Origin of the sequence: Mesorhizobium sp. WSM4898 (assembly GCF_029625845.1) — a bacterium.
Classification (GTDB): Bacteria; Pseudomonadota; Alphaproteobacteria; order Rhizobiales; family Rhizobiaceae; genus Mesorhizobium.
Genome location: NZ_JARTVQ010000001.1, coordinates 1,034,172 through 1,049,265 on the forward strand (window position 1 = coordinate 1,034,172; position 15,094 = coordinate 1,049,265).

Genomic DNA, 15,094 nt, shown 5'->3' on the forward strand with positions numbered 1-15,094 from the left:
CGGAGACCATCGAATGCCTGTCGAACTTATTGACCAGAAACCGGAAGCAGCCTTGCCAGTCTACCTGGTGGGAAAGGATGGCCTCGACGGCACTGGCCCTTCCCCTTCCGTCATCGCTTGGGCACGGGCCAACGGCTTTTCCGGCGAGGCGGGCCGCACGCTCGTTCTGCCGGCCGAAGGTGGCGGTCTCGCCGGCGCGCTGTTCGGCACCGGCGACGGCGAGAGCCAGCTTGCCGTGGGCGCCCTGGCGCGGTCGCTGCCCGAGGGCGAATGGCATTTCGCCCAGGAGCTGCCAGCGCCCGATCTTGCGGCGCTGGCCGTCGTCCTCGGCGGCTACGCCTTCACCCGCTACGGTAAGAAACCCGGCAGGGCGTTGCGCTTCGTGCTGCCGTCGGGCGCCGACGGCGCGCATGTGCGCCGCACCGCCGAGGCTATTTTCCTGACGCGCGACCTCGTCAACACGCCGACGAGCGACATGGGGCCGGATGAGTTGGAGGAGGCCGTCCAGGCATTGGCAGCCGGGCACGGCGCCGACGTCTCCGTCGTCAAGGGTGACGATCTCCTGGCGCGGAATTTTCCGATGATCCATGTTGTCGGCCGCGCCTCGGCCGGCGCGCCGAGGCTGATTGACATGACCTGGGGCCCGAGCGACGCGCCGAAGGTGACGCTGGTCGGCAAGGGCGTCTGCTTCGACACCGGCGGCCTCGACATCAAGCCGTCGTCGGGCATGCTGCTGATGAAGAAGGACATGGGCGGCGCCGCCAACGTGCTGGGTCTCGCCTCGATGATCATGGCGGCGAAACGGAATGTGCGGCTGCGCGTGCTGATCCCTGCGGTCGAGAATTCGATCGCCGGCAATGCCTTCCGGCCTGGCGACGTGCTGAGGAGCCGCAAGGGCATAACGGTGGAGATCGGCAACACCGATGCTGAAGGCCGGCTGGTGCTGGCCGACGCTCTGGCGCTTGCCGACGAGGAAAGGCCGGCCCTGCTGTTCGACATGGCGACCTTGACCGGAGCGGCCCGTGTTGCGCTCGGCCCCGATCTGCCGCCCTTCTATACCGGCGACGAGGCACTGGCGTCCGACCTGGCTGCGGCTTCGCTTGCTGTCGAGGATCCGCTGTGGCGCATGCCGCTGTGGCGTCCCTATGACGCGAAGCTTTCCTCGAAGATCGCCGACGTCAACAATGTCACGACGGACGGCTTCGCCGGATCGATCACGGCGGCGCTCTTCCTCAAGCGCTTTGTCGAGAAGACGCCCGGATGGGCGCATCTCGACATCTTCGCCTGGAACCCGAGTGATCGCCCATACGGCTTGACCGGGGGTGAAGCGCAAGGCATTCGCGCGCTGGAACGAGTGATCTCGAAGCGCTTCGGGTGAGTGTGACGAGAAAACTGGCAAAAGCCGCCGCGGACTGAAACGGAAGCGAAACAATTTGCCGTCATGCTTGGCAAATGTCGATCTCGATGCGCCCGAGCCAGGCCTTGCGACTGTGGCAGCAGGTATTGCTGTCGCAGGTGCGCGACGACGCGCCCGACCTCACCATGCGCCAGACCGCCATCCTGCTCACCATCTACCTCGATCCGCCGCCGCATACGGTGCGCGGGCTGGCCGCGAGGCTCAACGTCACCAAGCCGGTCATTACCCGCGCGCTCGACACGATGGGCGCGCTGAAGCTGGTCTCGCGCCACCGCGACGAGCTCGACAAGCGCAACGTGCTGATCCGGCGCACCGTGGAGGGCGCGCTCTTTGTCGAGCGCTTCGGCGATGGTATCGTCGCAAAGGCGCATGGGCTGCCATCTGACCGATAACTCGTCTGTTTGACCGATTAACCCATTTGACTGGACTACCGATTTGACCGCCAGGGATGCCCGCCTTCACGCCTTTCGTTCCGATCTCGCCGATGCCAGGCTGAAGGGGGAAGTCGCCGCCGATCGCTTTGTCGCCGGCCGCCCGGCGCGGATCACCACCGCCGTCGCCGACCTGCGCAAGGCGCCGCGCCCCGATGCCGGCATCAACACGCAGGCGCTGTTCGGCGACGACGTGCTGGTCTTCGAGGTTGCGGAAGGCTGGGCCTGGGTGCAGGCCGAGCGCGACGGCTATGTCGGCTATGCCGCCGACAATGTACTCGGCGCACGTGAGCATGCGCCCACCCACATCGTCTCCGTGCCGCGCACCTTCCTCTATCCCGGACCGGACCTGCGCTTCCCGATCGGCGGGCAACTGTCGATGGGCTCCGCGGTGACGGTTACGGGTTCCGCCGAAACGCGCGGCACGCACTACGCGCTGCTGCCATCCGGCCAGGCCGTCATTGCCCGCCATCTGCGGCCGCTCGCCGAGGTTGCAGACGACTTTGTGACGGTCGCCGAAAGCTTCCTCGGCACGCCATACCTCTGGGGCGGCGTCTCCGGCTTCGGCATCGACTGCTCCGGCCTCGTGCAACTGTCGATGCGCATGGCCGGCAAGGATGTGCTGCGCGACTCCGACATGCAGGCGGCATCGATCGGGACGCCGCTCGAGCCGCGCACTGAGTATTCCGGGCTGCAGCGCGGCGACCTCGTCTTCTGGAAGGGCCACGTCGCGATCATGACCGACGCGAAGGACATGATCCACGCCAATGGCCACACGATGCTGGTCTCGCGCGAAGGGCTGAAGGATGCCGTCGAGCGGATCGGCTATCTCTATGGCGGCCCGACCGGGTTCCGCAGGCCTTAGCGCCGCCCTAACCTCTCCCATGGGAGAGAAGTCGGATTGCCCCGATTTGCTCTTCGCAAGTCGGCTGGCAATCTGGATGAGGGGTAAGTAGCGCCAAGCTGGATCACCCTCATTAGTCTCGGCGCTGCGCGCCGGGCCACCTTCTCCCACACGGGGAGAGGGGAAGAATGATCCCCTTTTGTTCCGATTTTCCTTGGCGATCGCTTGCCAGCGCGCTACCTCTTTGCGCGTGACAGAGCAGCCGCGCCTCGCCGAACAGAATGTCGCCGTCCTTCTCCCCGAGCCGTTCGTAAAATGGTTCGCTGCAAAAGGCTGGTCGCCGCGCGCCCACCAGCTCGAACTGCTGGCGAAGGCTCAAGCCGGCCAATCGGCGCTGCTGATCGCGCCGACCGGCGCCGGCAAGACGCTGGCCGGATTCCTGCCCTCGCTTACCGAGCTCGCCAGACGTCCGCGCCGCAAGCCCGGTGCTGCGCATCGTGGCATCCACACGCTCTACATCTCGCCGCTGAAGGCGCTGGCCGTCGACATCGAGCGCAATCTCGGCAAGCCGGTCGAGGAGATCGGACTGCCGGTGACCATCGAGACCCGTACCGGCGACACGCCCTCGCACAAGCGCCAGCGGCAACAGCTCGCACCGCCCGACATCCTGCTCACCACGCCCGAACAGCTCGCTCTTCTGATTGCCTCCGCCGCCGCCAGGCGCTTCTTCGAGGATTTGCGTTATGTCGTCCTCGACGAATTGCATTCGCTCGTCACCTCGAAGCGCGGGCATCTTTTGGCGCTAGGCCTGGCGCGGCTGCGCACCTTCGTCCCTGAGCTGCAGACCATCGGCCTGTCGGCTACGGTCGCCGAGCCGGATGAGTTGCGGCGCTGGCTGGTCAGCCAGGCTTCCCCTGAGGCCATGTCCGAGTTAATCGTCGTGACAGGCGGCGCCAAGCCCGACATCTCCATTCTCGATTCCGAAGAGCGGGTGCCATGGGCTGGCCATTCCGCCCGCTACGCCACTCCGGAGATCTATCACGAGGTCAAGCGGCACAAGACGACGCTGCTCTTTGTCAACACGCGCAGCCAGGCCGAGCTGCTGTTTCAGGAGCTGTGGCGCGTCAACGACGACACGTTGCCGATCGCCTTGCATCACGGCTCGCTCGACGTCGCCCAGCGGCGGCGGGTCGAGAAGGCGATGGGCGAAAACGCCTTGCGCGCTATCGTCGCCACCTCGACATTGGACCTGGGCATCGACTGGGGCGATGTCGATCTGGTCGTGCATGTCGGCGCGCCGAAGGGGGCCAGCCGCCTGGCACAGCGCATCGGCCGCGCCAACCACCGCATGGATGAGCCATCGAAGGCGATCCTGATCCCGGCCAACCGGTTTGAGGTGCTTGAATGCCGTGCCGCGCTCGACGCCAACTATCTCGGCGCGCAGGACACGCCGCCTTTGGTCAATGGCGGGCTCGACGTGCTGGCGCAGCATGTGCTCGGCTGCGCCTGCGGTGCCCCGTTCCACGCCGACGCGCTGTTTGACGAGGTGAGATCGGCTGCGCCCTATGTCAGCCTAGACCGCCCGACATTCGACCGGGTCATCGACTTCGTCGCCACCGGCGGATACGCGCTGAGAAACTACGAGCGCTACGCCCGTATCCGCCAAACCAAGGAAGGCTTGTGGCGAGTATCCAATCCCCGCGTGGCGCAACAGTACCGGCTCAATGTCGGGACCATCATCGAAGTGCCGGCCCTCAACGTTCGTTACGTCCAGGCTGGAAGCAAGGGCGCGGCCTCGCGCGGCGGCAGAGTCTTGGGAAAGATCGAGGAAGCGTTTCTCGAGACCTTGACCTATGGCGACACTTTCATGTTCGCCGGAAGGGTTCTGCGCTTCGAGGGTATCCGCGACAATGAGTGCTTCGTGTCGAATGCTCCCGGAAGCGAAGCAAAGGTCCCCTACTATGGCGGCGGCAAATTCCCGCTTTCGACTTATCTCGCCGAGCAGGTGCGCGCCATGCTCGACGATCCGCAGCGCTGGAAGAAGCTGCCCGAGCAGGTGGCCGATTGGCTGCGGTTTCAGGCCGATAAATCCGTCCTGCCGAAACGGGACGATCTGCTGATCGAAACCTTTCCACGCGGAAACCGGCACTATCTTGTAGCCTATCCGTTCGAAGGCAGACTCGCGCATCAGACGCTGGGCATGCTGCTGACGCGCCGCCTGGATCGAGCGGGCGCCAAACCGGTCGGCTTTGTTGCCACCGACTATGCGTTGGCGATTTGGTCGCTGGCCGACATGGGCTGGATGTTCAAAAACAAAAAACCATCGCTGGCTGCGCTCTTCGATCAGGACATGCTCGGGGACGATCTCGAGGCATGGTTTGCCGACAGTTGGCTGCTCAAGCGCACCTTCCGCAACTGCGCGCTGATTTCCGGACTGATCGAGAAACGTCATCCCGGCAAGGAGAAAAGCGGCCGCCAGGTCACCGTCTCGACAGACCTGATTTATGACGTGCTGCGCAGCCACGAGCCCGACCACATCCTGCTCCAGGCGACGCGTGCCGATGCAGCGACCGGGTTGCTCGATGTCAGCAGACTTGCCGAGATGCTCTCGCGCATCCGCGGTCGAATCGTGCATAAGGACCTGGAACAGATATCGCCGCTAGCCGTGCCGATCATGCTCGAAATCGGCAAGATGCCGGTGCATGGCGAGGCGGATGAAACGCTGTTGATGGATGCCGCCACCCTCGTTGAAGAGGCCATGGGGCCGAAGATGGCCGACTGAGAGAAGGCAAGAGGGGATGAATTTTTCGCTGTCGCGCGCAACGCTGGTCGCCGAGGCCGACTTCGTCGGCATCGCCGGCGAACGCGCGGTTTGCGACCGGCGCGGCGTGCTCTATTTCCCCGATCTGCGGCTGCTTGCGGTCTCCGACCTGCATCTCGAAAAGGGCTCGTCTTTCGCCAGGCGCGGCGCGCTGATCCCGCCTTATGACACAGGTGCGACCTTGCTGCGGCTGCAGGCCGTGATCGCCGACTACGGTCCGCGGATCGTTGTCAGCCTTGGCGACTCCTTCCACGACGGCGGCGGCGCCGAGCGCATGCATCTAAGCTTCCGCGAGCGGCTGGAGGCGATGATGGCCGGCCGCGACTGGTTCTGGGTTGCCGGCAACCATGATCCGGATGCTCCCGCCGACCTGCCTGGCGAGACGGTGAGGGAACTCGCCATCGGTTCGCTTGTCTTCCGCCATGAGCCATCCAAGCTGCGGGTGGAGGGCGAGATCGCCGGCCATCTGCATCCCTGCGCCCGCATCGTCCAGCGCGGGCGCTCGGTCAGGCGGCGCTGTTTCGCCGGTGACGGCGGCCGCATGATCATGCCGGCCTTCGGCGCCTATACCGGCTCGCTCAACGTGCTCGACCGCGCCTATGCCGGACTGTTCCGCCTGGAAACGCTTGTTGCCTACATGCTGGGTGCGGAGCGCATCTTTGCCATTTCCGGCTCGATGCTGCGGCCGGGCTGAAGCGGCTTCATCTGCCGTAATAGAGCGTGACGGTGTGCTTTGCCTCGGCGAAAAACAGCCAGCGTTCGACCAGCATGCCCGCGAACTGAAAGAACGCTGCAAGCAGTGATGCGGCTGCTGCGAAAGGCCGTGGCAAGGCGAAGGCGATCACGAGCAAGATGGCCGGCACGGCGAAGGCCAGCACCTGCGTGATGCGCCTCAGCTTCGCCCTATGTTTTCGCGCAATGCGAAAACCCATCTCCTTGAGCAGGTAGTTTTCTTCGGTGTGCGGCCATTCGATGGACCGCACCGTGCCGCCGGCCAGGCCGGTCGCCGTGTTGGCCGTGGTCGGGATTTCCAGCCGGTCGTTGTAGTGCCAAGTCGCAAGCTTCCAGCCCCACCCTGCGAGCGTGGCAAGCAGCGCGCCGACCAGAACCACGGTTGATCCGGTGCCGAAGCTTCGCAGCAGGCCGTTGAGCAGCAAGCCACCCGTCATTACCGAGAAGATAAGATAAGCCGGCAAAGTATAACGGCTGTGCCACTGCGCGATCGGTTTCAGCGAGGCATAGATCATTCCGGTCGTACAGACTGTCACGACGGCGCCGGCGGCAGCCAGCAGACCAACGATGGCGACCCAACCGCCGCTTTTGCCCATCAGCACCCAGCCAATGCCGAACAGCCCGGCCGGGATGAAGGTCGCGACCGAGGCGACCCCTTCGCGCGACAGCCAGGAGCTTCGCCATTGCGAGAAGGCGCGCCAGGCGCGTTCAGGACGGCCGAGATGGCCGGTCGAGGAGAGCAGGCCGGCCGCGATCAAGCCAAGCGAAAGCGCCATGCCGACCAGCCCGAGCCAGAAATCGGGCGCGATGAATCCCAGCCCGCCAAGAACGCCGAGCAGCGCCAGCAGGCCGTAACCGGCCCCGGTGGCGGTGGTGAAGAAAACGACGGAATAGGCGGGATGCATGGCTGCGTGAATTCAGTTCGAAAGCATGCGGTCGATCCAGCCGAGGAAGCCTCCGTCGGCCCGGATCGGTTCCAGCGCCGGCGCGTCGACCTTCGCCGCGCGCTCGGTGCGGGCACGCGGTGGCAGGTATTTGTTGGTCGGCTTGTAGCCAAGCTCGGGCATCAGCTCGACGCCGCCACGCTCGTCTACCAGGTGCGAGATTGCCGAGGCGGGATCGCCCAGATCGCCGAAATGCCGGGCGCTGGTCGGGCAGGCGGCGACGCAGGCTGGCACGCGGTCCTCTGCCGTCAGATTGTCGTTGTAGATGCGGTCGACGCACAGCGTGCATTTCTTCATCACGCCGACATCCGTATCGAATTCGCGCGCGCCATAGGGACAGGCCCAGCTGCACAGCTTGCAGCCGATGCACTTGTCCTCGTCAACCAGCACGATGCCGTCGGAGGCGCGCTTGTAGGAGGCGCCGGTCGGACAGACGGTGACGCAGGCTGGCTGCTCGCAATGCAGGCAGGAGCGCGGGAAGTTCACCGTGCGGCCGCCATGTTCGGTCGTGTGCTCATAGCTGTGCACGCGGTTGAACCAGACGCCGTCGACACGCCCGCCATACGGCTCGATGTCGGTCAGCGGCGCCATGTGTCCGCCGGTGTTCCATTCCTTGCAAGCGGTAACGCAGGCCTGGCAGCCGACGCAGGTGTCGAGGTCGATGACGAGGCCGAGCTTCTTCTCGGTTTGGGCGGGAAGGCAGGTCATTCGGCGGCTTCCCTTTTTATGCGGAATCCATCGCCGAAGCGAAGCACATCCGGTGACGGCTCGAAATTTGGCGGCTGCCGCAAGCGCTCGAATTGCGGCTCGGTGAAGCCGGCCTCTTCCGCGGCGCATTTGGCGATACGCACGCGCACGTCGAACCATGCCGCCTGTCCGGTGACGGGGTCGGAGTTCGAATAGCGCTTGCCCTTGACGGTGGCTGCGGTCTGGTCGCCGATGATGTGATTGAGCAGGAAGCCGCGATTGCTCTCTGCGGCGTCGTCCTTCAGGCCCCAGCTGCCGCGCCGCTTGCCGATCGCGTTCCAGGTCCAGACCGTGTCCGGGTTGACGCCGTCGATCAGCTTGATCTGCCCCTTCACGCGGCCGTTGATGCTTTCGATCCACACCCAGTCGTCGTCGGCCAGCCCAAGCCTCGCTGCGGTCTCCCGGTGCACGAACAGCCGGTTCTGGCTGGTGATTTGTCTCAGCCACGCATTCTGCGAGCCCCAGGAATGGTACATGTGCATCGGCCGCTGCGTCAGCGCATGCAGCGGATATTTCTGGAGATCGACGGCGTCGTCCTCGAAGGGCGCGTACCAGAACGGCAGCGGGTCCATATAGGCTTCGATCCGGTCGCGCTCGGCCTCCGGCGGCTGCACCTTGCCATGACCGCGCGCGGCGAGGCGAAAGCGCTGCATCGGCTCCGAATAGAGCTGAAAGATGATCGGATCGGCCTTGGAGATGAATCCCATCTGCACGGCAAAGTCGAGATAGGCGCGGTTGCCCATCTTGTAATAGCGCTGGTCGTCGGCGAACCCGTGGTGCCAGAAACCGCCATTGTCGATGTAGCGCTGCAACTGGTCCGGGTTCACCTCGCCCTTGCCGATCGCGTCGCCGTTCTTACCGCGCCAGCCGGCAAGCGGGCCGATGCCGGGCGTGCGCTCGTGGTTGACGATGTAGTCGGCATAGTCGCGGTATTTCGCCGAACCGCCTTCGTTGACAAAGCCGGGCAGGCCGAGCCGCGCGCCGAGCTCGATCAGCACCGACTGGAACGGCCGGACATCCCGGTCCGGCTGCACCACCGGGTGACGGATGGCATCGCCCGGCCCGTCGGCATGGCTGATCGGCCGGTCGAGCAGGCTGATGCAGTCGTGCCGCTCGAGATAGGTCGTGTCGGGCAGCACCAGGTCGGCGAACGGCACCGTCTCGGAATAATAGGCGTCGGAATAAATGATGAAGGGGATCTTGTAGTCGCCCGCCTCGTCCTTGTCGGTGAGCATACGAACCGTCTCGACGGTATTCATCGAGGAGTTCCAGGCCATGTTCGACATATACATCATCAGCGTGTCGATCGGATAAGGATCGCCGGCCCAGGCATTGCGGATGACGCTGTGCATCAGGCCGTGGGCCGCAAGCGGCGCCTCCCAGGAATAGGCCTTGTCGATGCGGATCGGTGTGCCGACCTCGTCGACGAGCAGATCGTCGGGCCCTGAGACGAAGCCGAGCGGCATACCCTCCAGCGGCGTCATCGGGCGGACGTTCTTGCCTGCGGGCTTTGGCCCCGGCGGCGCGCAACGCGGATAGGGCGGCTTGAAGCGGAAGCCGCCGGGCACGTCCACCGTGCCGAGCAGAACCTGCAGCAGGTGGATGGCGCGGCAAGTATGAAAGCCGTTGGAATGGGCCGAGATGCCGCGCATGGCATGCATCGACACCGGCCGGCCCTTCATCGTCTCGTGCCGGCGGCCGGCCCAATCGGTCCAGGCGACCGGCAGCTCGATCGCCTGCTCCAAGGCGATATGCGCCAGCTCCGCCGCGATCCGTCGGATGGTGTCGGCGCCGACCCCGCAGCGCTCCGCCACCGCCTCCGGCGAATGGCTTTCGTGCAGGTATCGGTCGGCGATCAGCTGAAATACCGGTGCGCAGCGGCGGCCATTGACCGTGTAGCTGCCGGTCAGTGCTGGTTTGGCATCCGGATCGGCGGCATTGACGGGCGCCTTCGCCACCCTGTCCCAAGCCAACAGGTTGCCGTCATCATCGCGCATGAACAATCCGTCATCGGCGGAACCGGGCTCCTGTACGACAAGCACCGGCGCGTTGGTGTAGCGCAGCAGATAGTCGAGATCTATGCGGCCGGCCTTGAGCAACTCATGGACGAGCGCCAGCACGAACAGTCCGTCCGTGCCGGGTCGTATGCCGATCCAGTCGTCGGCGATCGCGTTGTAACCGGTGCGGCAAGGGTTGATCGACACCACCTTGGCGGCGCGCGCCTTGAGCTTGCCGAGGCCGATCTTGATCGGATTGGAATCGTGATCCTCGGCGACGCCGAACAGCATGAAGTATTTCGTATTGTCCCAGTCGGGCTCGCCGAACTCCCAGAACGAGCCGCCGATCGAGTAGAGCCCACCGGCCGCCATGTTGACCGAGCAGAAGCCGCCATGGGCGGCGAAGTTGGGCGTACCGAACTGGCTCGCCCACCAGCCGGTCAGCGACTGCGACTGGTCGCGCCCGGTGAAAAAGGCAAGCTTTCTCGGATCGGTGCGGCGGACCGCCGACAGCCGCTCGGTGGCGATGGTGAGCGCTTCGTCCCATTCGATCTCGCGAAACTCGCCGGAGCCACGAGGCCCTGTGCGCAGCAGCGGCTTCCTCAGCCGCGCCGGGCTGTAATGCTGCATGATGCCGGCGCTGCCCTTGCCGCAGATCACGCCCCGGTTCACCGGGTGGTCTTTGTTGCCGTTGATGTAGCGCACCTTGCCGTCCTTGATGTGGACGTCGATGCCGCAGCGGCAGGCGCACATGTAGCAGGTGGTTTTGGCGATGCGGTCGGACACGCTCGGCGAGGTCTCGACGCCGTCGCCTTCGTCAGGCGCCTGGCTGTCGGCCAGCGGCCGCTGCGAGGGCGCGGAGTTTGCGCCGCGTGGTTCAGCTAGGCTCATGATCCGCGAACGCTCTTGTCGCTTGCCATCTTGGCCTTGGTCTTCGGGCCGGGCCCGCGCATATAGTGCAGCTCAGGATGGTAGCGGTCGCCGGCGAGCTGCCGCTTCAGCTGGCGGCTCCAATGCGCGAAAAGGGATTTGAAGCGCCCGATCATTTCCAACCTTGGCGGCAGAACGGCCAATTTTTTCCAAGCTCGGGTAAAAAGTTAGAACAAAGCGATTGATCTGTCTAACAAGCCGCTCTTGTAATTCCGATCGATTTTGCTTCTTAGTTGGCCATGACCCTCGATCAGCTTCGCATCTTCGTCGCCGTCGCCGAGCATGGCCACATGACCAAGGCGGCCGACCTGCTCGGCATCTCGCAATCGGCCGCCTCTGCCGCCATCCGCGCGCTTGAAAGCCATCATGGCGTGCGGCTGTTCAACCGGGTCGGCCGCAACATCGAGCTCGCGCAGACCGGCCACCGCTTCCTGCCCGAAGCCAAGGCTGTTCTGGAACGGGCAGCGGCTGCCCACAACGTGCTGGAGCATGTTTCCCAGACCATCACCGGCAGCCTGTCGATATCGGCCAGTCAGACCATCGCCAGCTACTGGCTGCCGAGGCGCCTGGCGTCCTTCCACGAGGCCTATCCGGCGGTGCGCCTGAGCGTCACCATCGGCAACACGCGGCAAGTGGAAACCAATGTGCTGGACGGCCGGGCCGATTTCGGGCTGGTCGAAGGCCGAACCGAGTCCGACATATTGCGGCGCGCCACGGTCGATGAGGATCGCCCCATGCTGGTCGTGGCGGGCTCACATCCCGAGCTTCCGATGACGCCGGCGGGAAACCTCGACATCAGGTCGTTGCGCTGGATCATCAGGGAGGGCGGGTCGGGCACGCGCGAGGCGCTGGAGGATTTCGCGCGCAGTGAAGGGGTTCCGCCGGCCGAGTTGCAGATCTTTCTTGTTCTGCCCAGCAACGAGGCTGTGCGTCAGGCGGTGGAGGCTGGTGCCGGCGCGACCATCATTTCCGAGCTCGTCATTGCGCGCTCGCTGGCGGAAGGCAGCTTGCGATCCGTGCCGGTCGTTCTGCCGAAACGCGATTTCGCCATGATTACCCATCGCGACCGGCAGGCGAGCCTCGCGCAAATGGCGCTCAAGGCGCATCTCACCGGCAAGCAGGACGCGCCGTCAACGGGCAGGGGCTAGAGCAAGGAAGCGTCAGGCGAATTTGCGCCGCGCATCAAGCGCGAGCCCAAGCCCGACCGAGCCGAACATATCGCCTTCGATAACCGAGGCCTGCGGCACCAGCGAAAGGATCCGCCGCTTTGCCAGCGGGATCGCCGTCGAACCGCCGGTGAGGAACACAGCGGTGATGGCCGAAGCGGGAACGCCTGCGTCGGCAATCGTTTGCCTGACCGTCGCGGCCACCCGTTCGATATCGCCGCCGATCGTCTCTTCCAGGCCGGCGCGCGTGATCCCGGCCGCGAAGCGTACGCCGGGCAGCGACACCTTCACCTCGGCCCAGGAATGTTCTGTCAGCGCGATCTTGGCCCGTTCGACCAGGCCGGCCATCGCATGGCCGTAACGATGCTCGACAATGTGGATGAAGCGGTCGACGAGATCGGCGCGCTCGGCTTCGAAGCGGATCTGCTTCAAATCCGACATCGCCTTCGCGGTGTAAATGAGATTGATGCGCTGCCAGGTGGCGAGGTCGATGAAATAACTTGCCGGCAGATTGCGCTTGCCGTCCTTGGTCGGGGTCAGATAGCCGAGCTCGGGCATGATATGGGCGATGCTAAGCAGCCGGTCGAAATCCGTGCCGCCGATATGGATGCCGCGATTGGCCAATATGTCGCCCTTGCGGTCGTCCGAGCGGGCGCGCTCCGGCGAGACGCGCACGATCGAGAAGTCGGAGGTGCCGCCGCCCATGTCGACGATCAGCGCCAGCTCTTCGCGGGCGACATTCTGTTCGTAGTCGAGTGCGGCCGCGATCGGCTCGAACTGGAAGGCGATGTGCTTGAAGCCCTGCGCGCGCGCTGCCTTTTCAAGCTCGCTTTGCGCTTTAGCGTCGGCGTAGGCATCGTCATCGACGAACTGCACGGGGCGGCCGAGCACGACGCGTTCGACCGGGCCGCCGGCATCCTCTTCCAGCCGCTTCTTCAAATGGCTGATGAATAAACCGATGATGTCGGTGAAGCCGATCAGGCGCGCCTTGATGCGCGTCTTCTCGTTGGCGAGCGAGCTGCCGAGAACGCTTTTCAGCGAGCGCATCAGCCGGCCCTCCACGCTGTCGGTGTAGTCGGCGATTGCGCGGCGGCCGAAACAGGTGTGGCCGTCCTCGAAGTTGAAGAAGACGGCGCTCGGCAAAGTGGGCTGTTCGCCCTCCAGCGCCACCAGTTGCGCCCGGCCGTTGCGGATCACGCCCACTGTGGAATTGGACGTGCCGAAATCGATGCCGCCGAATGCTGGATGCATAGCAGCCTCCTGTCATTGGTTTCGTCGCAGCGCATCGCCGGCGTCGAAAAACGCGCCGTCACCCGGTCGCCGGACCGCTCTGCCGAATTGAATGTGTGCTTGTCCCCGAGTTGGGAGGCGGCGACTTATCCCAAATCCGGGAACAGGGGAACCCTCATTCGCGCGAAAAACGTCAATCCTTGCGGAAAACGATGCGTCCGAGCCAGCCGGTGAGCATGGCAAGGGACACGGCGAACACGCCGTAGAGGAAGGAATAGTCGTGCGCGACGCGGAAGATCGACTGTTCGAAACCGGACTTGCGGATTTCGAGCTGGGCCGAGCTCTCCTTCACGAACATGCCGCTCTTGAACAGGAAGGCGCGTGCCTTATGGGTGCCGACCGGGATGTTGGGCGCGAGCCGGACGGTGGCGCGGAACAGGTTCTGCGACAGGAACTGGACGCCCCCGACATTCTCGCTGTAAAGGCCGGTCGCCGTCTTGCGCTCGCGAAGTGCCGAGGTGAATTCCTCGATCGTGATCGGGCTGTCGCTGGGCTCGGCCGGTTGCATGTAGAGGTTCGAAGCGCCGAGCGACAGCTGCTTGTAGCTGTTCGGCTCGGTGATGTCCTGCAGCGGGCGGGTCGTCGCCACCGAGTAGGATACCGGCACGTTCTCGAAAGTCTCCGATTCCAGATTGATCCAGACGCCGAGCACCCTGTCCTTGCGGCGCACGACGACGGGGCGGGCGGGACCCTCCAGCACGACGATGACATCGTAGCGTCCCTGGCGCGCGATCAGCGGATCGGGATTTTCTAGCGAGCCGAAAATGGTGAGGTCAGCGCCGGAAAACCCGGCGGTAATCGAAATGGCGTCGGTCGACAGGCCGATCTGGATGCTTTCCGTCGCCGGCGTCTGTGCCGCCGCCGGCAGTGCTGCGGCAGCGAGCGACAGGATGGCGGCTGCGAACGCTCTCAACGGCCCCATCAGGTCAGGCCCGCGAGCGAATAGCGATTGGGAGGCGTCACGAAGAGGTCGATGGCCAGGCGGATGGCGACGGCCAGAACCAACAGCGCCAGAAGCGCCCGCAACTGCTCGCCCCGCAGCCGCTGGCCCGCTTTGGCGCCATATTGCGCGCCGGCAACGCCGCCCGCCATCAGCAGGAAGGCCAGGATCACGTCGACCGTCTGGTTCGTCGTGGCATGCACCAGCGTGGTGTAGGCCGAGGTGAAGATGATCTGGAACAGCGAGGTGCCGATAACGACGTTGGTCGGCACCTTGAGCAGGTAGATCAGCGCCGGCACCATGATGAAGCCGCCGCCGACGCCCATGATCGACGACAGGAAGCCGATTGCCGCGCCGAGGCCGAGCACCGGGATGATGCTGACGAACAGCTTCGAGGCGCGGAAGCGCATCTTGAACGGCAGCCGGTGGATCCAGTTGTGCTGGCCGGATTTCTTCAGCACCGGCGCCGCGCCGCTGCGCGAGGCGCGCAGCGCGTTGACGCTCTCGACCAGCATCAGCCCGCCAACGGTGCCGAGCAGCGCGACGTAGAGCAGCGAAATGAAGAGGTCCAATTGGCCGAGCCGGCGCAGCAGCGCAAAGACATAGATGCCGGCGGTCGAGCCGACAATGCCGCCGGCCAAAAGCACTCCGCCGAGCTTGAAGTCGAGCGTGCCGCGCTTGAAGTGCGACAGCGCGCCGGAGAAGGAGGAGGCTATGACCTGGTTGGCCCCCGTGGCCACCGCGATCGCCGGCGGGATGTTGTAGAAGATCAGGAGCGGCGTGATCAGGAAGCCGCCGCCGACCCCGAACATGCCCGACAGGAAGCCCACCGCCG

The 15,094-nt window shown here is 64.8% G+C and carries 13 protein-coding genes; 6 read left to right on the forward strand and 7 right to left on the reverse strand.

The features are described 5' to 3' along the window. Window positions 1-13: 13 nt before the first annotated feature. The 5 genes from P9228_RS05020 to pdeM all read left to right on the forward strand — a co-directional run bounded on the left by P9228_RS05020 (window position 14) and on the right by pdeM (window position 6,207). Window positions 14-1,378, forward strand: coding sequence for a leucyl aminopeptidase family protein (locus P9228_RS05020; protein WP_278052555.1), 1,365 nt, complete (start codon window positions 14-16; stop codon window positions 1,376-1,378). A 74-nt stretch (window positions 1,379-1,452) separates the two neighbouring features. After that, window positions 1,453-1,809 (forward strand): MarR family winged helix-turn-helix transcriptional regulator, encoded by a 357-nt coding sequence (locus P9228_RS05025; RefSeq protein ID WP_278052556.1) that lies wholly within the window; start codon window positions 1,453-1,455, stop codon window positions 1,807-1,809. Between the two features lie 43 nt (window positions 1,810-1,852). Then, a complete protein-coding gene (locus P9228_RS05030) occupies window positions 1,853-2,713 on the forward strand; it encodes an NlpC/P60 family protein (RefSeq protein ID WP_278052557.1) in 861 nt (286 codons plus the stop codon). 229 nt (window positions 2,714-2,942) lie between these two features. After that, window positions 2,943-5,474, forward strand: a complete 2,532-nt coding sequence (locus P9228_RS05035; protein ID WP_278052558.1) for a ligase-associated DNA damage response DEXH box helicase — start codon at window positions 2,943-2,945, stop codon at window positions 5,472-5,474. A 16-nt stretch (window positions 5,475-5,490) separates the two neighbouring features. Then, window positions 5,491-6,207, forward strand: coding sequence for a ligase-associated DNA damage response endonuclease PdeM (gene pdeM, locus P9228_RS05040; protein ID WP_095782905.1), 717 nt, complete (start codon window positions 5,491-5,493; stop codon window positions 6,205-6,207). A 7-nt stretch (window positions 6,208-6,214) separates the two neighbouring features. On the opposite strand, the gene P9228_RS05045 is transcribed toward pdeM, so the two are convergent. Genes P9228_RS05045 through P9228_RS05060 form a run of 4 tightly spaced genes read right to left on the reverse strand, consistent with a single transcriptional unit; the run spans window position 6,215 to window position 10,979 of the window. Then, a complete protein-coding gene (locus P9228_RS05045; RefSeq protein ID WP_278052561.1) occupies window positions 6,215-7,150 on the reverse strand; it encodes a DmsC/YnfH family molybdoenzyme membrane anchor subunit in 936 nt (311 codons plus the stop codon). A gap of 12 nt (window positions 7,151-7,162) precedes the next feature. Beyond that, entirely contained in the window at window positions 7,163-7,897 is a 735-nt protein-coding gene (locus P9228_RS05050; protein WP_278052562.1) for a 4Fe-4S dicluster domain-containing protein, read from the reverse strand. Beyond that, window positions 7,894-10,824: a molybdopterin oxidoreductase family protein gene (locus tag P9228_RS05055; protein ID WP_278052563.1), complete on the reverse strand. Its 2,931-nt coding sequence runs from the start codon at window positions 10,822-10,824 to the stop codon at window positions 7,894-7,896. Before P9228_RS05055 ends, P9228_RS05050 begins: the two co-directional genes overlap by 4 nt. Then, window positions 10,821-10,979 carry a hypothetical protein gene (locus tag P9228_RS05060; RefSeq protein WP_164749258.1) on the reverse strand — a complete coding sequence of 53 codons (159 nt, stop codon included), beginning with the start codon at window positions 10,977-10,979 and terminating at the stop codon, window positions 10,821-10,823. The genes P9228_RS05055 and P9228_RS05060 overlap by 4 nt, the downstream gene beginning before the upstream one ends. A gap of 123 nt (window positions 10,980-11,102) precedes the next feature. Between P9228_RS05060 and P9228_RS05065 the strand changes: the two genes are divergently transcribed. Then, window positions 11,103-12,011 carry a LysR substrate-binding domain-containing protein gene (locus P9228_RS05065; RefSeq protein ID WP_127847160.1) on the forward strand — a complete coding sequence of 303 codons (909 nt, stop codon included), beginning with the start codon at window positions 11,103-11,105 and terminating at the stop codon, window positions 12,009-12,011. A 12-nt stretch (window positions 12,012-12,023) separates the two neighbouring features. On the opposite strand, the gene P9228_RS05070 is transcribed toward P9228_RS05065, so the two are convergent. The 3 genes from P9228_RS05070 to P9228_RS05080 all read right to left on the reverse strand — a co-directional run bounded on the left by P9228_RS05070 (window position 12,024) and on the right by P9228_RS05080 (window position 15,089). After that, window positions 12,024-13,280 (reverse strand): Hsp70 family protein, encoded by a 1,257-nt coding sequence (locus P9228_RS05070; RefSeq protein ID WP_278052567.1) that lies wholly within the window; start codon window positions 13,278-13,280, stop codon window positions 12,024-12,026. 172 nt (window positions 13,281-13,452) lie between these two features. Beyond that, window positions 13,453-14,241, reverse strand: a complete 789-nt coding sequence (locus P9228_RS05075; RefSeq protein WP_067322676.1) for a TIGR02186 family protein — start codon at window positions 14,239-14,241, stop codon at window positions 13,453-13,455. Beyond that, window positions 14,241-15,089, reverse strand: coding sequence for a sulfite exporter TauE/SafE family protein (locus tag P9228_RS05080; protein WP_278052572.1), 849 nt, complete (start codon window positions 15,087-15,089; stop codon window positions 14,241-14,243). Before P9228_RS05080 ends, P9228_RS05075 begins: the two co-directional genes overlap by 1 nt. Window positions 15,090-15,094: the final 5 nt, after the last annotated feature.